This window comes from Sphingomonas sp. PSPC2-2, from assembly GCF_049897725.1.
Lineage (GTDB): Bacteria > Pseudomonadota > Alphaproteobacteria > Sphingomonadales > Sphingomonadaceae > Sphingomonas.
Genome location: NZ_JAFCWU010000005.1, coordinates 96,361 through 115,330 on the forward strand (window position 1 = coordinate 96,361; position 18,970 = coordinate 115,330).

General features: G+C 65.2%; 19 protein-coding genes. 8 read left to right on the forward strand and 11 right to left on the reverse strand.

Annotated features, from left to right (window positions below):
• The first annotated feature begins 194 nt into the window (after positions 1-194).
• Complete coding sequence (locus ACP7BY_RS10725) at positions 195-1,592, forward strand: AlbA family DNA-binding domain-containing protein (protein WP_137902971.1); 1,398 nt, start codon at positions 195-197, stop codon at positions 1,590-1,592.
• A gap of 328 nt (positions 1,593-1,920) precedes the next feature.
• Here the strand turns inward: ACP7BY_RS10725 and ACP7BY_RS10730 are convergent, their stop codons facing one another.
• The 6 genes from ACP7BY_RS10730 to ACP7BY_RS10755 all read right to left on the reverse strand — a co-directional run bounded on the left by ACP7BY_RS10730 (position 1,921) and on the right by ACP7BY_RS10755 (position 7,441).
• Entirely contained in the window at positions 1,921-3,612 is a 1,692-nt protein-coding gene (locus ACP7BY_RS10730; protein ID WP_033963360.1) for a sulfatase-like hydrolase/transferase, read from the reverse strand.
• A complete protein-coding gene (locus ACP7BY_RS10735) occupies positions 3,609-3,995 on the reverse strand; it encodes a DUF4345 family protein (RefSeq protein ID WP_137902972.1) in 387 nt (128 codons plus the stop codon). The genes ACP7BY_RS10730 and ACP7BY_RS10735 overlap by 4 nt, the downstream gene beginning before the upstream one ends.
• Positions 3,996-4,067: 72 nt before the next feature.
• Positions 4,068-4,718: a 2-hydroxychromene-2-carboxylate isomerase gene (locus ACP7BY_RS10740; protein ID WP_033963362.1), complete on the reverse strand. Its 651-nt coding sequence runs from the start codon at positions 4,716-4,718 to the stop codon at positions 4,068-4,070.
• Positions 4,715-5,128, reverse strand: a complete 414-nt coding sequence (locus ACP7BY_RS10745; RefSeq protein ID WP_033963364.1) for a DUF1330 domain-containing protein — start codon at positions 5,126-5,128, stop codon at positions 4,715-4,717. The genes ACP7BY_RS10740 and ACP7BY_RS10745 overlap by 4 nt, the downstream gene beginning before the upstream one ends.
• Positions 5,125-6,039 (reverse strand): haloalkane dehalogenase, encoded by a 915-nt coding sequence (locus ACP7BY_RS10750; protein WP_033963370.1) that lies wholly within the window; start codon positions 6,037-6,039, stop codon positions 5,125-5,127. The genes ACP7BY_RS10745 and ACP7BY_RS10750 overlap by 4 nt, the downstream gene beginning before the upstream one ends.
• 112 nt (positions 6,040-6,151) lie before the next feature.
• On the reverse strand, positions 6,152-7,441 hold the full coding sequence (locus ACP7BY_RS10755; protein ID WP_033963365.1) for an adenylosuccinate synthase: 1,290 nt from the start codon (positions 7,439-7,441) through the stop codon (positions 6,152-6,154).
• Between the two features lie 286 nt (positions 7,442-7,727).
• Here ACP7BY_RS10755 and ACP7BY_RS10760 point away from each other — a divergent pair, with 286 nt between their 5' ends.
• Positions 7,728-8,561, forward strand: coding sequence for an alpha/beta hydrolase (locus tag ACP7BY_RS10760; protein WP_405052981.1), 834 nt, complete (start codon positions 7,728-7,730; stop codon positions 8,559-8,561).
• A gap of 7 nt (positions 8,562-8,568) precedes the next feature.
• Here the strand turns inward: ACP7BY_RS10760 and ACP7BY_RS10765 are convergent, their stop codons facing one another.
• The 4 genes from ACP7BY_RS10765 to ACP7BY_RS10780 all read right to left on the reverse strand — a co-directional run bounded on the left by ACP7BY_RS10765 (position 8,569) and on the right by ACP7BY_RS10780 (position 12,962).
• Complete coding sequence (locus tag ACP7BY_RS10765; RefSeq protein WP_137902973.1) at positions 8,569-9,675, reverse strand: ATP phosphoribosyltransferase regulatory subunit; 1,107 nt, start codon at positions 9,673-9,675, stop codon at positions 8,569-8,571.
• Positions 9,672-10,064, reverse strand: a complete 393-nt coding sequence (locus ACP7BY_RS10770; RefSeq protein ID WP_137902974.1) for an endonuclease domain-containing protein — start codon at positions 10,062-10,064, stop codon at positions 9,672-9,674. Before ACP7BY_RS10770 ends, ACP7BY_RS10765 begins: the two co-directional genes overlap by 4 nt.
• Before the next feature lie 51 nt (positions 10,065-10,115).
• Entirely contained in the window at positions 10,116-11,693 is a 1,578-nt protein-coding gene (gene serA, locus ACP7BY_RS10775) for a phosphoglycerate dehydrogenase (protein ID WP_033966102.1), read from the reverse strand.
• 138 nt (positions 11,694-11,831) lie between these two features.
• Complete coding sequence (locus ACP7BY_RS10780) at positions 11,832-12,962, reverse strand: phosphoserine transaminase (RefSeq protein ID WP_137902975.1); 1,131 nt, start codon at positions 12,960-12,962, stop codon at positions 11,832-11,834.
• Between the two features lie 221 nt (positions 12,963-13,183).
• On the opposite strand from ACP7BY_RS10780, the gene ACP7BY_RS10785 reads away from it, so the two are divergent.
• Both ACP7BY_RS10785 and ACP7BY_RS10790 read left to right on the forward strand, forming a co-directional pair.
• Positions 13,184-13,804, forward strand: a complete 621-nt coding sequence (locus ACP7BY_RS10785) for an extensin family protein (RefSeq protein WP_052192447.1) — start codon at positions 13,184-13,186, stop codon at positions 13,802-13,804.
• Between the two features lie 37 nt (positions 13,805-13,841).
• Positions 13,842-14,780 carry a TIGR00730 family Rossman fold protein gene (locus ACP7BY_RS10790; protein WP_231565242.1) on the forward strand — a complete coding sequence of 313 codons (939 nt, stop codon included), beginning with the start codon at positions 13,842-13,844 and terminating at the stop codon, positions 14,778-14,780.
• A 43-nt stretch (positions 14,781-14,823) separates the two neighbouring features.
• Here the strand turns inward: ACP7BY_RS10790 and ACP7BY_RS10795 are convergent, their stop codons facing one another.
• Positions 14,824-15,492, reverse strand: coding sequence for a c-type cytochrome (locus tag ACP7BY_RS10795; RefSeq protein WP_033966100.1), 669 nt, complete (start codon positions 15,490-15,492; stop codon positions 14,824-14,826).
• Between the two features lie 155 nt (positions 15,493-15,647).
• On the opposite strand from ACP7BY_RS10795, the gene ACP7BY_RS10800 reads away from it, so the two are divergent.
• From ACP7BY_RS10800 to ACP7BY_RS10815, 4 genes are all read left to right on the forward strand, one after another.
• Complete coding sequence (locus tag ACP7BY_RS10800; protein ID WP_126845573.1) at positions 15,648-16,538, forward strand: prephenate dehydratase; 891 nt, start codon at positions 15,648-15,650, stop codon at positions 16,536-16,538.
• Between the two features lie 61 nt (positions 16,539-16,599).
• On the forward strand, positions 16,600-17,376 hold the full coding sequence (locus ACP7BY_RS10805; protein ID WP_171010553.1) for a MerR family transcriptional regulator: 777 nt from the start codon (positions 16,600-16,602) through the stop codon (positions 17,374-17,376).
• Positions 17,373-17,984: a septation protein IspZ gene (locus ACP7BY_RS10810; RefSeq protein WP_033966539.1), complete on the forward strand. Its 612-nt coding sequence runs from the start codon at positions 17,373-17,375 to the stop codon at positions 17,982-17,984. The genes ACP7BY_RS10805 and ACP7BY_RS10810 overlap by 4 nt, the downstream gene beginning before the upstream one ends.
• The gene (locus ACP7BY_RS10815; RefSeq protein WP_081988820.1) at positions 17,981-18,964 is read left to right on the forward strand and encodes an aromatic ring-hydroxylating dioxygenase subunit alpha; all 984 of its coding nucleotides are present in this window, start codon (positions 17,981-17,983) and stop codon (positions 18,962-18,964) included. Before ACP7BY_RS10810 ends, ACP7BY_RS10815 begins: the two co-directional genes overlap by 4 nt.
• Positions 18,965-18,970 lie beyond the last annotated feature (6 nt).

Here is an 18,970-nt window from a genome sequence, read left to right on the forward strand (position 1 = left end):
TTTTTGCTGCAACCTCCCATCGGCGCATCGCAATGGCGTCCGGCGGAACCGTACACCTTGACGTGCTCGCTGCGAAGAGCGCCCGCGTCAGGCTCTCAAACTCTTCCCATGCGGCGGGCGGGGCGATCTGGCTGTCTTAGAAATTATCGTGTGATCGCCATTGAAATGCGAGACTTCAGCATCGACAAGACGACATGACTGCGACCAATCCTCCGCCTGATGTGCGCTTCAGCGAGGGCCTGGCATTCGAGCTGAAATCCTGGCTCGATCCTGCTAAGCCTCCTCATCAGGCCGTGATCGTCAAAACGCTGATCGCGCTGCGTAACCATGGCGGCGGCACCTTACTCATTGGCTTCCAAGACGATGGGCGCCCCCGAGAAGACGATGCGCCCTACGATATTGCGGCCCGCTATCACCTCGATCGGATTCAGGAATTGGTCTCCCGCTACGCGTCGGAGCCCTTCGAAGTCCGAGTAGAGCTCCTCGACCGCAACGCCCGCCAACATCCCCGGATCAATGTCGCTGCCGGGGTCCGAACTCCAGTCCGCGTCAAGGCGACGATCGTGCAAGAGCGCGATGGCGAACCCGTCATCTTGCTTGCGAAAGGGGAGATTCCGATCCGCACTCTCGCCAGCAATGGTCGACCCAGTACTGTCGCTGACTGTTCCAAGGACGATTTGGAGCGGCTGATGCAGGTGTGCTTTGACAACCGCGAAGCCGACATCGCTCGTTTCATCCGGCGCAATTTGACAGACATCGGACCGGCTATCGCGGAAATCATGTCGACAGGAGGACTCGCGCCCCAGCCGAGCGGCAGCCAGCTGGCAGCGGACTTTCTTGATGTCGGCGATCGACACTTCGCCGAGGAATATGATCGTCGCCAGGTGCCTGCCGAGATCGCCGAATTGCGAGGATGGGGCAGTCGGGAGGTCGCCTTGGTGATCAGCCCGGCTCCGGATGGCTTTCGCGCAAATCATGATTTCCTGCGGCGGATGCTGTCTGCCGTACCCCGCTACAGTAGCTATCCGCCATGGCTCGACACCGCAGTAGGCGGCATCGAGAGCGAAGCAAAGGTCCGCGAGGGTCGCTGGGAAGCGATGCTCTATGTTTCCGATATCTTCGATGCTCTCACGTTCGAGATGTTCGATCCAAACGGCCAATTCTACGAACGCCGCCTGAACCTGCTCGACGTGATCGCGCGCCGCAACCAAGCGAGCCCGCGCACCGTGCTCGGTGAACGGCAGGTTATCACGGACGTTGCAGAGGTATTCCTCACCGGCCTCGCTTTTGCAAACGCGATGGGTGTCGCGGATGCAGACCACGAACTGCACTGGGCCTTTCGTTGGACCGGCCTTCATAATCGCATCGTTGATGCATGGTTCGTGGGTGGTCCCAGTCGATACATCTCGGCGGAAGACACCTCCCCGGTATGTCAGGTCAGCTTTCCGGCCGACACGCCCGCGTCCGCGCTCGTGCCCCTGATTGAAAAGGCAATGGTGCCGATGTTTGAGATGTTTCGAGGCTATTCGACTCAAGCTCAACAGATAGACGAGATGCTCACCGCGTTGATCAACCGGCGCTCGCAATACTGACGGTCTGAAGTAGTTCTGCGTGGGGCGGAATGTATCCGGTTAGGCCGCAGTCCTCCTCACGCGCACAATATCAGTCAGCGAAGCGGCACCTCACTCGCGAACTCGATGAAACCAGGCCGCCAAATCTAGTAGTTCAGAACGGCCTCGATCGAGGCGAATGAAGGTCTGCTTCCGGGCCGATTGGCCTGATCGCCGAATGATCCCTTCAAGGGCGCGTTGCCGATCGCCCGCTTTGACCTGCGAGATCGTCAGCTTTCGTCATGACCCGACGTTCACCGGAGATGGGGCAAACGACGCGCTTTGGTCGGAAGGAGACTATCCGCTTAATCTAGTTGGACCAGTAGATATACGTCTCGCCCGGTTTCGGCTTGGTGCCGAGCGGTCGGTCGATCGCGATTGGGGAGCGGATCAGCGAGGGCCAGGCGGGTTTGACGCTGGCGCGGTCATGCGCGGCGAGCAACTGGTCGAGATGCGCGACGACATCGGAGTGCTGTGCGGCGACGTCATGCCGTTCGGTCGGGTCGGCCTTCATGTCATAGAGCAACTCCACATGCGGCAAATCGAGCGCCTGCAGCTTCCAGTCGCCGTCGCGCACGGTGCGATAGCGGCCGCTGCGCCAGAACAGGGTTTGGTGCGGCGTGCCGCTCTGCTTGCCGTCGATAAACGGCAGCAGATCGACCCCGTCGAGTGCGCGGTCCTTGGGCAGCGGGGCATTGCCCGCATCGCCCGCAGTGGCAAAGATATCGAAATGGCTGACGGGGCCAGCGATGCGCGCGCCCGGCTTGATCCGCGCGGGCCAGCGCATGAAGAACGGCACCTTCACCCCGCCTTCGAAGAAGGTTGCTTTCCACCCACGATATGGGCGGTTGATGTCGGGCAGGCCGATATAATTGGCACCGCCATTGTCGCTGGTGAAGATGACCAGCGTGTTCTGGTCGAGCCCCTGTTGCTTGAGCGTCGCCATCACTTGCCCGACCCCGCGGTCGAGCGCACGGATCATCGCGGCATAGACGCGCAGGCGATGGTCGGTGATCTGGGGGAGCGCGTCATAATCGGCCTTCGACGCCTGCAGCGGCGTGTGCGGCGCGTTATAGGCGAGATACAGGAAGAACGGCCGGTTGCGATTGGCGGTGATCGCGGCCTTGGCCTGCACCGTCAGATAATCGGTCATGTAGCGATCGGGGTGGAAGCGCTGCCCGCCATTATATTGCACGCTGAACGGCAGGTTCGCCCACAGGAACTTGTCGATCGGATCGAACGGCTGTTTCGAATTTTCGACGTCGGGGCTGGATTCGGGCAAATACATCTGGCCCCCGATCATAAAGCCCAGGCTCTCGTCGAAACCCTGATCCTCGGGCCGCATCCCCTTTGCTTCGCCGAGGTGCCATTTGCCGAGGTGCATCGTGTGATAGCCCTTGCCGCGCAGCAGCTCGGCAATCGTCACCTCGCTCGACGGTACGCCCTTGGGTGCCGTCGTGGCGGGCTGGCGCGCGGCGTCCTCGTCGAAGATCGTCTTGTGTTCCCATGTCGTCGGGAAATTGGCGATGGTGCGCGAGAACATGGCGTCGGTGCGGATCACGCTCGACGGAAACCAGGCGGGCGGGTGCGTATCGGCGGGCGTAAATTCATACCCAAAACGCGTTGGATAGCGCCCGGTCATCAACGCGGCGCGACTCGGTGCGCAAGTGGCATTACCGGCATAGCCGTCGGCGAAGGTGACGCCATCATGCCCCAGCGCGTCGATATTGGGCGTCTTGACCAGCCCGCCCGCAACCCCGCCGCCATTGAAGCTGATGTCGTTATAGCCAAGGTCGTCGGCGACAATCAGCACGATGTTGGGCGGGCGCGTGCCCGCCGGAATGGCGGGGGCGGGGCCGCGCTGCCAGGTTACTGCGTGCGTTGGATCAATGTGCGGCCCCATCCAGCCCGGCAAATGCAGCAGGATATAATCCTTCGATGCGACCGCAGTGCCGACTACCAAGGCCAGGACGACGAGCGTGATTTTGCCCCAGTGTCTCATCGCCCTGCGCGCCCAGCGAAGGTGCGCGATGCGAGCAGCAGCACCGCGATCATGCCGGCTTCAACGCTAATCGGCGGAAAGGCCGTGTTGGGCGCTCCGTCAAGGACCAGGCTCACGACACGTCCGCCAATTGCGATTCCGAGCAGCGATAGCGGCACGCGCAGCGGGGCGGTTTCCTCGCGCCAGGCCCCGAGCAGCGCGAATACTCCGCCGGTGACGAAAAAGGCGGTGAAATCGGCGCGCACCGTCGCGAGGCCCTGCGTGCCAAGCGGCGTGAGAAAGAAGCGCGCGACGGCCTGTGCCGGATCCAACAGGAACGCCAGTCCCAAGACGATGTTGAACAGGCCGACCAGCCCCACCACCGCCCGCATCAGGTTCCGCATCGCTCGCCCCCTTGTTTCTTGCATCGTAGCAGCGTCGTCCGACTCTGCAATGTCACGGCACGCTGCGTGCCATTATCGCCGCGCCAGTCCCTGTTGCTCCATCCGCCATTTGAGCTGGTCGAAGCGGTCCTGTCCGAAAAAGGGTTCACCCTCGAACACCATCAGCGGCACGCCATAATGCCCGCCGTCGCGCTGTGCCGCCTGGTTGATGACGACGATCTCGACATAGCGTTCCGGTTCGGCCGCGACCGCAGCGTCGAGTTCGGCGAGGTCAAGGCCGGCCTCGGCGGCGGCGCGGGCGAGGTGATCGCCCTCATGCCATCTGCTCACTGCCCCACTCCAGAGCAGTCGCCCCACCGCCTCGAGAAAGGCGAGGCCACGCCCGCGTTCTGCCGCAGCGACCCCAAGATGCGTCAGACGGTGGATATAGGGCTGGTCGAGCGGATAGGTGCGGGTCGCGAAATCCATCACCACCGGATCGGGCTGCGCCCAGCGGAACGGCATCCCCACAAAGGCGGCGCTGCGACCGATATCGCGCAGGAAATAGCTAAGCCACAGGGGATCGTTGCTGGTGAAGAAATCGGGTTGGCGAACCGCAATCGGATAGACCGGCCGAACCCGCGCCACGACGTCGAAATCGCGTTCCAGTTCGATCAGGCGCGGCGTCACCAGATAGGAATAAGGCGAACGGAACGACCAATAGAGATCGTAGGTGAGCGTCATGCGCCAAGCGGCTTGGTGCGGATGTTGAGCTGCCCGGCAAGCCCGGCGACGCGATGCTTCTCGATTGCCTGGTAATCGGGCGATTGCACCATCGCCAGCATCGCCGCCCGTGACGGGTAGCGGGCAAGCGCGACCATGTCCCACGGCTCGTCCATGGTGCCGAGCATCAGTTCGCTGACCGCACCGGCATAGAGCGCTTCGCCACCGACCGCCGCCAGGCAGGCCCGCACCGCCGCGCCATAGCGGGCATAGGCCTCGCGCCCGCTCAGCATGGCGTCGGAGCCGTCCGGATATTCGGCATGGTCCTTGAACTTCAGCAAATTGACCATCACGAACGGCCCGTCCTCGGGCGCGCTGAAAAAGGCGGCGGCCTGTTCGGGGGGAGGAAAGACCGCGTTGGTGACGTTCATGCCGATGCTCCGGTGCTGCGAATGAAGCTATCGATCAGCGCGCTCAATCGGTCGGGCGCGTCTTCCTGCAGGAAATGGCCGCCACCCGCGATGATGGTGTGCGGCTGCCCGCGGGCGCCGGGGATGCGCTCGATAAAGATCTTCTCGCCGCCTGCGGTCACCGCATCCTTGTCGCTGAAGGCGGTGAGGACGGGCTTGTCGAAGCGTTCGAGTACCGTCCACGCCGCGCGGTTTTCGGCAACCGAGGCGTGCTCTGGCGTGACCGGTACCAGGGTCGGGAATTGCCGCGCGCCTTCCTTGTAGCTTTCGTCGGGGAAGGGGGCGTCATAGGCCGCGATCTCGTCGCTGGTGAGCTCGCGCACGGTCCCGCCATTGACGATCGCGCCGACCGGGAAGAGCGGCACATTCTGGCTGAAGGCTAGCCACGCATCGAACCCCGCCGACGATCCGGTGCCGACCGGCAGTCCGGTATTGGCGATCACCAAGCGTGCGAAGCGATCGGGAAAGGCGGCGACCAGGCGCAGCCCGATCAGCCCGCCCCAATCCTGACAGAACAGCGTAATGTCGCGCAGGTCGAGCGCGGTGAGCCAGTCGGACATCCAGGTGACATGGCGTTCATAGGTGTAATCGGCGCGTGCGGCGGGCTTGTCGGATTTGCCGAAGCCAATCAGGTCGGGCGCGATCACGCGGTGCCCGGCAGTGGTGAGCGGTGGCACGAACTTGCGATAGAGATAGGACCAGCTCGGCTCGCCATGCATCAGCAACACCGGCGCGGCGTCGCGCGGCCCTTCATCGATATAGTGGATTCGCAGGGGCGTCCCGTCGCCGTCGGTGACGGTTTGATAGTGCGGCGCGAAGGGATAATCGGCCAGCCGCTCGAACCGGGCCTCGGGCGTTCGTAAAACCTCCACCGCGCTCTCCTTATGGCATGTATCGTGCCAATAGAGTCGCGGGACGTCAAGCGCCGATAGCGGCACCTCCATAAAGGGGAGGCACCGCTATCGATATCGCGGTCGGGAAAGGTCAGTCCGAAAAGGGATCGCGGACGAGGATCGTGTCGTCGCGCTCGGGGCTGGTCGAGACCAGCGCCACCGGACAACGGATCAGTTCCTCGACGCGGCGGATGTACTTGATCGCCTGTGCGGGCAAATCGGCCCAGCTCCGCGCGCCTGCCGTCGTTTCGTGCCAGCCGGGCATGGTTTCGTAGATCGGCTCGACCTCGGCCTGATCGGCGGCATGCGCCGGGAAATAATCGAGCGTTTCGCCGCGCAGGCGATAGCCGGTGCAGATCTTCACTTCGTCAAAGCCATCGAGCACGTCGATCTTGGTCAGCGCGATGCCGGTGATGCCGCCGACCGCCGCCGATTGCCGCAGCAACACCGCATCGAGCCAGCCGCAGCGACGCTTGCGCCCGGTGACGGTGCCGAACTCATGGCCGCGCTCGCCCAGGCGGATGCCGATCTCGTCTTCCAGCTCGGTCGGGAACGGACCCGATCCGACGCGGGTGGTATAGGCCTTGGCAATGCCGAGTACGAAGCCGACCGCGCTCGGCCCCAGGCCCGAACCGCCCGCCGCCGTGCCCGAAATGGTGTTGGACGAGGTGACGAACGGATAAGTGCCGTGGTCGACATCGAGCAGCACGCCCTGCGCGCCTTCAAACAGGATGCGCTTGCCATTCGCGCGCGCATCGTTGAGCACGCGCCAGGTCGGTTTGGCGAAGGACAGTACGAAATCGGCGATCTCGCGCAGTTCCTGGACCAGCGCGGCGCGATCGATGGGCGGTTCGCCGAAGCCTGCGCGCAGCGCGTCGTGATGCGCGGTCAGACGGTCGAGCTGGGCATCGAGCGAATCGAGATGCGCCAGGTCGCACACGCGAATCGCGCGGCGGCCGACCTTGTCTTCATAAGCCGGACCGATGCCGCGCCGCGTGGTGCCGATTTTGCCCGCCCCGCTGGCATCTTCGCGCAAGGCATCGAGATCGCGGTGGAACGGCAGGATCAGCGCGCAGGTATCGGCGAGCATCAGCGTGTCGGGGGTGATCGTCACGCCCTGGCCGCGCAGTTTTTCGACTTCGGCCTTCAGCGCCCACGGATCGAGCACCACGCCATTGCCGATGACCGAGGGGGTTCCGCGCACGATGCCCGAGGGGAGCAGCGACAGCTTGTAGACGCTCTCGCCGACGACGAGCGTATGGCCGGCATTGTGCCCGCCCTGGAAGCGCACGACGACATCGGCGCGTTCCGCCAGCCAGTCGACGATCTTGCCCTTGCCCTCATCGCCCCATTGGGCACCGATCACTGCTACATTTCCCACGGTGTCTTGCTGCCTGATTGTTACGTTTTCGGTGCAGCCCTAATGTGCAGGGGGCAGAGGGTCCATTGTTATTGCGCGCTGCGCCGGCGGCTGGGGCATCTGGCCCCGCGATACATCCTGCGACACTTGTTTTCTTGCGGCCCAAAAGACCGGCGCTTACCAAGTTGCGCACGCGTAATGACCAAGGTCCGGGAGCTTTGTGATGCGGAAACACCTTTTATCTGGCGTGATGGTGGCGGCGCTCACGTTCGCAACGACTGCCGATGCGCAGGGGCCGCTGCGCAAGATGATGATGAAGCGCTGGATGGAGCGCCAGCAACAGCAGCAGCAATCCGGCCCCGCGGGGACTGACATCGCTTATGGCAGCGATCCGCTCCAGCATCTCGACTTCTGGCATGCGACCAAGGCAAATGGCGCTGCGCCGCTGGTAATCTTCGTGCACGGCGGCGGCTGGGAGGCTGGCGACAAGGACATGGCGCGCGGCTCGGCCAAGGTCAGCCACAGTCTTGAGCGCGGCTACGCCTTTGCGTCGATCGGCTATCGGCTGGTGCCGTCCGCGACGGTCGAGCAGCAAGCACAGGATGTCGCCGATGCGATCGCGGTGCTGGTGCGGCAAGCCGCGACGCTCGGCATCGATACGCGGCGGATCGTGCTGATGGGGCATAGCGCGGGCGCGCATCTCGCGGCGCTGGTCGGCACCGATCCGCGCTATCTCGACAATGCGCACTTGCGTGCCGATGCGCTGAAGGGCGTGATCTTATTGGACGGGGCGGCTTATGACGTGCCGCGCCAGATCGCCGAGGGCGGCACATTCATGCACGACCGCTATCTGGAGGCCTTTGGGAGCGACCCGGCGCGGCAAAGGGCGCTGTCGCCGACCTTCCATGCCGCCGCGCCCAATGCGCCGAGCTTCCTCATTCTCCACGTCGCGCGCAAGGATGGCACCGCGCAGTCCCAACAATTGGGCGAAGCCTTGCGCAAGGCGGGCACACCGGTCGAGGTGCAGGGTTTTGCAGGCAGCGGCCTCAAAGGGCACATGGCGATCAACCGGCAATTGGGCGAAAACGCTTATCCCGCCACGCCGGTGGTGGACGCCTATCTCGACCGTCTGTTCGCGTGAGCGGTGCCTAGACCGCCCGCGCTTCGCCTTCCGCCAGTACGTGCGTGCACAATTGCGCCTTGGGCGTGTCGCCTGCCTCGAGCGCCGCGACGGTGACCCAGCCCGCCGCGCGCATGGCGGCGGCTACCGCCGGATCGGTGCCGAGCGGGACGAACAGGCGGCGACGGTCGACCTCGGCCAGCCCGGCCGCGACAATGGCGTCGGCGTAGAGCGAAAAGCCGACCGCCGATTCCTCGGCACCGCCTTCGTGCATGATCGTATAGGTGCCGCCGCGCCCGATTTCGCCGCGCACGCCGCGCGCGAAAATCGAGAAGCCGAGCCAGCTTTGATATTCGAAGCCGTGGCGCTCGGTCGGGTCGAGCGTGAGCGCGACGCGGCCTTGCAGGCCCTCGGCGATTTTCCACAAGGCATCGAGTCGCGAGGTCAGCGCGCCCCCCGCATCGAACGCGCAGAGCCGGGCGTGCGCGGTTTCGAAGGGGCCTGCCGCCTCGATCAGCGGGAGATAGGCGGGGGCGATCGCGGCGACGCCGCCCGCATCCTTGGCGTCGAGCCGGTCGCGCAGCGCATTGATCTGGGGGGCGTCGATCGGGAAGGGGCCGTTGGCGAGGACGTCGATCAGGTCGGGCAGGGTGAAGTCGATCGAGATGTCGCTGACGCCTGCGGCCTCCAGCGCGGCGACCGCAACTTCGACCACTTCGCGCGCCGCCGCCACGGTATCGAGGCCGATCAACTCGCAGCCGATCTGGCGCAATTCACGTTCGGGGGCGAGTTGCGAGGCCCGCAGTTTCAGCACGGGGCCGGCATAGGACAGCCGCACCGGGCGCGGGTGGTGGCCCATGCGGGTCGCGGCGATGCGGCCGATCTGCGCGGTCATGTCGGGGCGGATCGCGAGCGTCGCCTGGCTGACCGGATCGACGAAGCGCACCGCATCCTGCGCGCGCGCGGCCTTCAGGCGACCGGCGAGACCGGCCTCGAACTCGGCGAGGGCGGGGTCGGCACGTTCATAGCCATAGGCATAAGCCGCGGCGAGCGCAGCGGCTTCGAGGCGCGCGGCAGCGTCGGCGAAGGGCGGGAGCCGGTCGCGGAAACCGGTCGGGAGGAGGGCGGTGGTCATGCGGGTAGCCCTCTCCCCTTCGGGGAGAGGGTTGGGAGAGGGGCCGTCGCAAGCGCAACCTCGATAGAGAGCAGAACGCCCTCCAGATTCCCCATCACATCGGTGTTATTAAACCTGATCACGCGATAGCCTTGCTCTTCCAACCACGCCGTTCTGCGGGCGTCGCGCTGCTCGTTGCCTGCGTGCGTGTCGCCGTCAAGCTCGATCACCAGCTTGTGCGTGCGGGCTGCGAAATCGGCGATGTAGGGGGGAATGACGACTTGGCGCGAGAACTTGGTGTCAGCGAAGCGCTTGGCACGCAGAGCGGTCCAGAGTTCGCGCTCGGGCTGTGTCATTTCGCTGCGCATGGCTTTTGCGCGTGCGAGTAACGCTTCGTCCGTTTTTGGCACTGCCCCTCTCCCAAACCCTCTCCCCAAGGGGGAGAGGGCTTAAGTAGCAGATCAGAACGCCAAGCCCATCGCGGTCTTCACGCCGGGCAGGGCGCGGATTTGCGCGAGCAGCTCCGGCGTCACCGCATCGTCGATCGACAGCAGCAGCACCGCCTCGCCACCGGCCGAGCGGCGACCGAGGTGGAAGGTGCCGATGTTGACGCCCGCCGTGCCGAGCAAGGTGCCGAGACGTCCGATGAAGCCCGGCGCGTCCTCGTTGACGACATACAGCATGTGGCCGGCGAGATCGGCCTCGACCTTGATGCCGAACAGTTCGACCACGCGCGGGGCCGAATCGCCGAACAGCGTGCCGGCGACCGAACGCTCGCCCGCATCGGTCTTGACCGAGACGCGCAGCAGCGTGTGGTAATCGCCCTCGCGCTCGGTGCGGACTTCGCGCACTTCGATGCCGCGTTCCTTGGCGAGCAAGGGCGCGTTGACCATGTTGACGGTGTCGGTCTGCGTGCGCAGGAACCCGGCCAGCACGGCGGCGACGATCGGCTTCTGGTTGAGCTCGGCAGCGGCACCCTCGGCATGGACCGAGATGCGCGCGATCGCGCCGTGGGTTAGCTGCCCGACCAGGCTGCCGAGCTTTTCGGCCAGCGCCATGTACGGCTTGAGGCGCGGGGCTTCCTCGGCCGACAGGCTCGGCATGTTGAGCGCGTTGGTGACGCCGCCCGCGACGAGGAAATCGGCCATTTGTTCAGCGACTTGGATCGCGACATTGACCTGCGCTTCGGTCGTCGATGCGCCGAGGTGCGGGGTCGAGACGAAGTTGGGGGTGCCGAACAGGGGCGATGCCTTGGCCGGTTCCTCGACGAACACGTCGAGGGCTGCACCACCGATATGACCCGAATCGAGCCCGGCCTTGAGCGCGGCTTCGTCGATTAACCCGCCGCGCGCGCAATTGACGATGCGCACGCCCTTCTTGGTCTTGGCCAGCGCCTCGGCCGAGAGGATGTTGCGGGTCTGGTCGGTGAGCGGGGTGTGCAGCGTGATGAAATCGGCGCGGGCGAGGAGGTCGTCCAATTCGACCTTTTCGATGCCGAGTTCGAGCGCACGTTCGGGGCTCAGGAAGGGATCGAAGGCGATGACCTTCATCTTCAGCCCGCGGGCGCGGTCTGCGACGATCGAGCCGATGTTGCCGGCACCGATTAACCCCAAGGTTTTGCTGGTTAATTCCACGCCCATGAAGCGGTTCTTTTCCCACTTGCCGGCCTGGGTCGAGGCGTCGGCCTCGGGCAATTGGCGGGCGAGCGCGAACATGAGGGCGATCGCATGTTCGGCGGTGGTGATGGAGTTGCCGAAGGGGGTGTTCATGACCACCACGCCCTGCGCAGACGCCGCTGGAATATCGACATTATCCACGCCGATCCCGGCGCGGCCAATGACCTTCAAATTGGTCGCGGCGGCTAGGATCGCCTTGGTCACCTTGGTCGAGCTGCGGATCGCCAGACCATCATAATCGCCGATGATCGCGATCAGTTCTTCCGGGGTCTTGCCGGTGATTTCATCGACCTCGACGCCGCGTTCGCGGAAGATTTGCGCCGCTTTGGGGTCCATTTTGTCGGAAATAAGCACTTTAGGCATGGGGACTTCCTTCGTTTTCGCGTCCGTCATCTCAACCAGCGTCATCCCCGCGCAGGCGGGGATCCATATGGGCTGGCGTTGCGGATCGGGTATGGACGTCGGGATTATGGATTCCCGCCTTCGCGGGAATGACGGAGACTAGTTCTTCACGCTCGCATAGGCCCAGTCGAGCCATGGCCCGAGCGCGACGATGTCGGCGGTGTCGACGGTCGCGCCGCACCAGATGCGCAAGCCCGCCGGGGCATCGCGGTAACCGGCGATGTCATACGCGGCATGCTCTTTTTCGAGCAGACCGGCGAAGGCCTTGATGAAGGCTTCGTCGGCACCCTCGACCGTCAGGCAGACGCTGGTCCTGGAGCGTGACGCCGGATCGGCGGCGAGATGGCCGAGCCACGAGCGGTCGGCTACGATCTTATCGAGTGCTGCGGCATTGGCGTCGCTGCGGGCGATCAGGCCTTCGGCGCCGCCGACGGTCTTCGCCCATTCGAGCGCGGCGATGGCGTCTTCGACGGCGAGCATCGAGGGGGTGTTGATCGTCTCGCCCTTGAACACGCCTTCGGTGAGCTTGCCCTTGGAGACCAGGCGGAACACCTTGGGGAGCGGCCAGGCGGGGGTGTAGCTTTCGAGCCGTTCGACCGCGCGCGGCCCCAGGATCAGCACGCCGTGCGCGCCTTCGCCGCCCAGCACCTTCTGCCAGGAGAAGGTGGCGACGTCGATCTTCGCCCAGTCAATGTCGTACGCGAACACCGCGCTGGTCGCGTCGGCGAAGCTGAGGCCCTCGCGGGTCCCAGGGATCCAGTCGGCATTCGGTACGCGCACGCCCGAAGTGGTGCCGTTCCAGGTGAACAAAACGTCGTTCGACCAGTCGACCGCGTTCAGATCGGGCAATTGGCCATAATCGGCGCGCAGGACGGTGGGGTCGATCTTGAGTTGCTTGACCGCGTCGGTCACCCAGCCTTCGCCAAAGCTTTCCCAGGCGAGCGCGGTGACGGGCTTTGCGCCCAGCATCGTCCACATCGCCATTTCGAACGCGCCGGTGTCGGAACCGGGGACGATGCCGATGCGGTGCGTGGCGGGGAGCTTCAACAACTCGCGCATCAGATCGATGGAATATTGCAGCCGCGCCTTGCCGATCTTCGAGCGGTGCGAGCGCCCCAGCGATTCGGTGGCAAGATTGGCGGGGGTCCAGCCCGGAGGCTTGGCGCACGGGCCCGAGGAAAAATACGGGCGTGCAGGCAGATGCGCGGGACGCGCAGGAAGGTCAGTCATGTAGTCTCTCCTTACAGAGAGCACGCGCGGCGTTGGGACCGCGTGGCCCGTCGACCGCCCTAGACAGTTTCACCCGGCGGTCAACCCGTGATCCGCTTGCCACGCCACGACATCTCTCTGCCGCGACCGCGCAGCTTCGCTATCCCTTCGCGAGTCGCGTGGGCTATAGAAAGAGGGTGAAACGCGCCGCCCTTCTTTTCTTGCTCCTGCTCGCCGGCTGCATGGCCGGCGGTGGGCAGGACCGCCGCCCCCCGCCACGCCCGCGCGGGGCCAGGCCGGTGACGCTCGCCTTGCCGACCAGCCGCGAGACGCAGGCTTGCTACGCCGACCTCTCGCGCGAAGATGTGCGCTTCTCGCCCTTGCCGGATCGCGACTATGGGGGCGGCTGTCGGTTGATCGGGACACTGCAACTGATCGACATCGGCGTGCCGGTCACCAACCTCAAGGCCATGCGCTGTGGCCTCGCGCGCAACTTCACTGCGTGGGTCGATTATGCCGTGGCCCCGGCGGCGCGGCAGATGCTGGGCAGCGATCTGGTGCGGATCGAAAGCATGGGCAGCTATGCGTGTCGCGCCGTGGTCGGTGCGCCGGGCGCTGGCGGGCGCTTGTCGGGCCACGCGACCGCCAATGCAGTCGATATATCGGGCTTCGTGCTGAAAGATGGCCACCGCATCACCATCCAGCAGAACTGGAATGGTGGCGATGCGCAAGCACGCGCGTTCCTGCGCACGATCCGCGCGTCGGCGTGCAAGCGCTTCGGCACGGTGCTGAGCCCGGATTACAATGCGGTGCATTACAACCATCTGCATCTGGAAGACGATCATGCCGGGTTTTGCCGCTAGGCTTCAAATTCGCGGCGCAGTGGCTTAGGGGCGGTGGATGAACGACACTCCGAACCCGGACGCCCCAGCCCAAGACTCGCTCGTCCACGAGTCCGATGCGCGCGATACGCACGTGCCGTCGCGGGTCTTTCCTCGCGCGCGGCAGGATGCCGAAACTGCCAAGACGGCGGTCAGCACGCCGCAGACCGAGAACCCGGCCTATCGCCTCGCCTTTCAGGACATGGATTTCCTGTTGCGCGAGGATTTGCGCCCGGTGCGCTTCCAGCTCGAACTGCTGAAGCCCCAGCTCATCATGGACGAGGCCAATATCGCCTCGACCTTCGTGATGTATGGATCGGCGCGCATTCCCGAACCGGCCAAGGCGCAGGCTTTACTCGAGATCGCGCACGCCGCCGAAGGCGACCGCGAGCAAGCGATCCGCATTGCCGAGCGGCTGGTCGCCAAGTCCAAATATTATGACGTGGCGCGCGAGCTCGGGCGGCTGGCGAGCAGCTTCCCGGTCGATACCGATGGCAAGCGGCACTTCGTGGTCTGTTCGGGCGGTGGCCCGTCGATCATGGAAGCGGCGAACCGCGGTGCGGCAGATTGCGGGCACGAATCGATCGGGCTCAACATCGTGCTGCCGCATGAGCAAGCGCCCAACCCCTATGTCACCCCGGCGCTGTCGATGCAGTTCCACTATTTCGCGCTGCGCAAGATGCACTTCCTGCTGCACGCGCGCGCACTGGCGGCGTTTCCGGGCGGGTTCGGCACGTTCGACGAACTGTTCGAGTTGCTGACGCTGATCCAGACCGGCAAGATCGCGCCGATCCCGGTGCTGCTCTATGGTCGCGAATTCTGGAACCGCGTCGTCAATTTCGAGGCGCTGGTCGAAGAAGGCGTGGTCTCGGCCAAGGACCTCAAGATCTTCACCTTCGTCGAAACCGCCCAGGAGGGGTGGGACGTGGTGAAGGCGTTTTACCGCGACAAGGACTGAGCCCGCCGCCCCCTGGGGTTGGACCCGGGGGGCGCAGATCATATCATTTCTTGGCCGGTTCCGCCCCGGCTGCGGCAGGCACGGTGGCGTTGCCCAGATCGGCTGCGGCAGGCGACGCCTTGCCACCGGGATCAGCCGCGCCAGCGGCGGGCGGTGCCTTGGCTTCGGTCGCGGCGGGCGCAGCTGCTGGCAGTGGCAGGTTGGAGCCTTGCGTGTTGAGATAGGCGATCACGTCCGCGCGGTCCTTGCCGCTGGTCAACCCGGCAAAGGTCATCTTGGTGCCCGCCGCAAAGGCGCGCGGGCTGGTGAGCCATTTGTTGAGCTCTTCGAAATCCCATTTCTTGCCAGCGCCTGCGGTCTTCAGCGCATCGGAAAAGGCGTAACCCGCTTTACCCTGCGCGATCGCTTCCCCCACGGTCGCCCACAGGTTCGGGCCGATGCCATTGGCACCGCCCTGGGCGATCGTGTGGCAAGCGGAGCATTTCTTGAACACTTCGGCACCGTGCGCAGTGTCCGCCGTGGCCAGCAATTCGGCGATCGGCTTGTCGGCGGCAGCCGCTCCGGCACCTTCTTCCGCGCCGCCCTCGATCGGATAGCCGGCCTTTTCGGCCTTGATCGGATGGACGATCATATTTCCGGCGATGCCGAGCGCAAGCGCGACGCCCATGGAGCCCAAAACCCAGCCAGCGATCGTATTGGTCCGGTTGTCCATGTCTCGTCCTAAACCTTCTGCCGCGGGACGGCCCCTGTTAGAGCCACGAAGTCGCCCAACCCATAGATTCGCGCGGCGTGCATCGCAAGCGCCGTTGGCGGGCGGGGTGGCGATGGCTTGCAGCGCGACGACGAGCGCAGTACCGCCCGGCACCCATGGAAAATTTCCCCGAACCCGCCCGCGCGCTCGTCGCCGAGATGACCGCTGCCGCCGCCATCGATCCCGCCCGCACCGTCGCTTTTCAGGGTGCCCCCGGCGCGAATTCGCATATCGCCGCGCGCGAGGCGTTCCCGGATGGGCTGCCGCTGCCGTGCTTTGATTTTGCCGATGCGATCGATGCGGTGCGCGATTTTCGCGCCGATTGCGCGATGATTCCGATCGAAAATTCGCTGCATGGCCGTGTCGCCGACATGCATTTCCTGCTGCCCGAATCGGGGCTGGTCATCACCGGAGAGCATTTTCTCGGTATTCGCTATGCCCTGATGGGCACCGGGCCGTTGTCGGGCGTACGCGAGGCGATGAGCCATCCGCAGGCACTCGGCCAATGCCGGTTGTGGCTGCGCGATCACGGCATTGCCCCCGTCGCCTATCCCGACACCGCAGGCGCGGCGGCGCTGGTGGCGGAGCGCCGCGACCCGGCGCTGGCGGCGCTTGCCCCGCCGGGCGCGGCGGCGCTGTACGGGCTGGACACCTTGGCCAGCGATATCGCGGATGCCGAACATAACACCACGCGCTTCGTGGTGCTGGCACGCGAAGGGCAGGAACCGGTTGGCGACGGTCCGTGGATGACCACGCTGATCTTCGAAGTGAACAACGTGCCCGCCGCTTTGTACAAGGCGATGGGTGGTTTCGCGACCAACGGCGTCAACATGACCAAGCTGGAAAGCTATCAGCGCGGCGGCAGCTTTGCCGCGACCGAATTCTATGCCGATGTCGAGGGACGCCCGAGCGACCCCGGCCTTGGCCGTGCGCTGGCCGAATTGGCGTTCCATTCGAAATGGGTGCGCGTGCTCGGCACCTATCGTCAGGCGCGCGCGCGCGGGTAAAGCGGGGGGCGCGGACAATCCGCTTGCGTCGTCCCCAAGGGGCGACCGTACAACCTGGCGCATGACCCGACTCAAGCGCCCTTCCGCCCAGTTTCCCGACGGTGCCGCCGACGTCGCCCGGCGCTTTGGCATCACCATCAAGACGCTGCGGCTTTATGAGTCCGCCGGCTTGCTCGCGCCGGTGCGCGATGTGCATGGCTGGCGCACCTACGGCCAGGCCGAGTGCGAGCGCCTGCACGTTATCCTGCTGCTGCGCCGATTCGGCCTGACGATCGCGCGGATCGGCGCGTTGCTCGACGAGGGCGCGCCCGATGTGGCGGCGGTGCTCGACCTGCAGGAACAGGCGCTGATCGATCAACGCAACCGGGTCGAGGATTCGCTGATCCTGATCGCCCATGCCCGTCGCAAGCTGCGCGCCGGCGGCACCATCGATGCTGCGGCGCTGGCCGAACTCGCGCGCGCCGAGCCGTTGCGGCTGCGCTGGACCCCGGCGCTGGAGGCGCTCGGCGCGCGCGTTTTCACCCCCGCTCAGCAACGCCGCCTGGCCGAAGTCGCGCCAACCATCGCGGCGGAATGGGCGGAGCTCTATGCCGAGCTCGACACGCTCGTCGATGGCACGCCCGACACGCCACAGGCACGGGCGCTGGGCGCGCGCGCGGCGGCGCTGATTGCGCGGATGACGGGTGACGACGGGGGCCTGCACGCCGCGCTGACGCAGTTTTGGCAGGATGGTTTTGCCGATCCGGCGCTCGCCGCTTCGCTACCGCTCGATCGACGGCGGTGGTTGTTCCTGGGCGAAGCGATGGCCGCCCATGCCCGTGACGGAGACTCGAAATGATGCGTCTGCGCTCCTTTCTCGCGGCGGTGTTCCACACTTTTGGCGGGCTCCTTCTGTATTGGGCGGTGCTGCTCGCTTTCGGCATAAAGCCGGCCATCGCGGTCGCGCTTGGGTTTATTGTCGTCGAGGGCGGTTGGCGGCTGGCGACCCGGCGTCCTTTCCCGCCCCTGTGGTTGTTGGCGAACGGCGCGGCGCTGGTGTTCGGGGCGATCGATCTATGGGCGCAGACCCCGTTCATGATCCGCTATGAAGGCGCGATCCTCAATCTGCTGACGGCTGGCGTGTTTCTCGTCGGCGCATCGGGGCAGGAGCCGCTGGTGCTGCGCATCGCGCGGCAGCGCAAACCCGATATTCCGGCGGACCGCCCCGAGGTGGTGCAGTTCTTCCGCGCCTTCACGCTCGCTTGGGCGCTATATTTCGTGGCGCGGGCAGGCGCGTTCGTGTGGATCATGAGCGCGTTTCCGCTGGCCCAGGCGCTCGCGATCCGCGCGGCGGTTTCTTGGGGAAGCATCGGCGCGATGTTGCTCGCCTCCTTCAATGGCCGACGCGTGTTCGACGCGTGCCAGCGGCTCGGTTTCTTCAAACCCGTCGAGGACAGTACCCGATGAACCTCCCTTCCGCTCCCGTTGCGGATCGTATCCCATTGCCGAAAGACGCGTGGTATGTCGGCGTGGCGAGCACGCAATTGCGCGATGCGCCGGTCGCGATCACGCTGCACGGCGCGCCGATCGTGCTGTTTCGCGATGCCGACGGCTGCCCCCAAGCGCTGCACGATCGCTGCCCGCATCGCGGTGTGACGCTGTCGCTCGGCACCGTTAGCGCTGGGACGATTGCCTGTGCCTATCATGGCTGGCGGTTCGATGGAGCCGGGCGCTGCCGCCATATTCCGTCCTTGCGCGAGGATCAGACGATCAAGAGCGCACCCGTCCGCCGCTATCCGGTGGCGGAGCAGGACGGCTATGTCTGGCTGTGGACGGGTGCCGATGAGCCGGAGGGCGCACCGCTGGCGATTGACGGATTCGACCGGTTTCAATGGCTGCAGGGCGCGATGGAGCTGGCGTGCGAGGCGATCCTGCCGATCGAAAACAATCTCGACATTTGTCACGCGGCCTTCACCCATCCCAATATGCATCCGCAATGGTTCCGGGTGCAGGCGGTGGGGTTGCTGCCGACGCGCTATGAGGTGGAAAGCACCGCCGCCAGCCTGACCGTGACCGGGCCGGGCACGCACTTGCGCTTCGATTTGCCCGATCGGGTGACGGTGGCGGGCGGCGATGCCTTCCGTCTGGTGCTGCACCATGTGCCGACCGTGCCCGGGCGCTGCATCCAGCATTGGTTGTTGCAACGTGGGCCGGTGGAGACAGCGCAGCCGCCAATCTGGACCTCGGCCGAGCCCGAAATTCTGGCGCAGGACCGTGCCGTGCTGGAATCAGCGCAGCGCGCTTATACACTGGAAGGCGATGCCTTCGAACAAAGCGTCGAGGCCGACGCCACCACGCTCGCGGCGCGTCGTCTGATCGCGCTGGCGGCGCGACCGGATGCGCGCGCGATGCCTGAAACGAGGCGGGTGGTCAGCGTGTTGAGCTGAAGCGGC

Coding starts and splice junctions, on each gene's coding strand:
- ACP7BY_RS10730 (WP_033963360.1), bottom strand. CDS start 3,612: ATGAGACACTGGGGCAAAATCACGCTCGTCGTCCTGGCCTTGGTAGTC.
- ACP7BY_RS10740 (WP_033963362.1), bottom strand. CDS start 4,718: ATGACGCTCACCTACGATCTCTATTGGTCGTTCCGTTCGCCTTATTCC.
- ACP7BY_RS10760 (WP_405052981.1), top strand. CDS start 7,728: ATGATGATGAAGCGCTGGATGGAGCGCCAGCAACAGCAGCAGCAATCC.
- ACP7BY_RS10795 (WP_033966100.1), bottom strand. CDS start 15,492: ATGGACAACCGGACCAATACGATCGCTGGCTGGGTTTTGGGCTCCATG.
- ACP7BY_RS10790 (WP_231565242.1), top strand. CDS start 13,842: ATGAACGACACTCCGAACCCGGACGCCCCAGCCCAAGACTCGCTCGTC.
- ACP7BY_RS10735 (WP_137902972.1), bottom strand. CDS start 3,995: ATGCGGAACCTGATGCGGGCGGTGGTGGGGCTGGTCGGCCTGTTCAAC.
- ACP7BY_RS10810 (WP_033966539.1), top strand. CDS start 17,373: ATGATGCGTCTGCGCTCCTTTCTCGCGGCGGTGTTCCACACTTTTGGC.
- ACP7BY_RS10805 (WP_171010553.1), top strand. CDS start 16,600: ATGACCCGACTCAAGCGCCCTTCCGCCCAGTTTCCCGACGGTGCCGCC.
- ACP7BY_RS10765 (WP_137902973.1), bottom strand. CDS start 9,675: ATGACCACCGCCCTCCTCCCGACCGGTTTCCGCGACCGGCTCCCGCCC.
- serA (WP_033966102.1), bottom strand. CDS start 11,693: ATGCCTAAAGTGCTTATTTCCGACAAAATGGACCCCAAAGCGGCGCAA.
- ACP7BY_RS10785 (WP_052192447.1), top strand. CDS start 13,184: ATGGCCGGCGGTGGGCAGGACCGCCGCCCCCCGCCACGCCCGCGCGGG.
- ACP7BY_RS10800 (WP_126845573.1), top strand. CDS start 15,648: ATGGAAAATTTCCCCGAACCCGCCCGCGCGCTCGTCGCCGAGATGACC.
- ACP7BY_RS10745 (WP_033963364.1), bottom strand. CDS start 5,128: ATGAACGTCACCAACGCGGTCTTTCCTCCCCCCGAACAGGCCGCCGCC.
- ACP7BY_RS10725 (WP_137902971.1), top strand. CDS start 195: ATGACTGCGACCAATCCTCCGCCTGATGTGCGCTTCAGCGAGGGCCTG.
- ACP7BY_RS10815 (WP_081988820.1), top strand. CDS start 17,981: ATGAACCTCCCTTCCGCTCCCGTTGCGGATCGTATCCCATTGCCGAAA.
- ACP7BY_RS10780 (WP_137902975.1), bottom strand. CDS start 12,962: ATGACTGACCTTCCTGCGCGTCCCGCGCATCTGCCTGCACGCCCGTAT.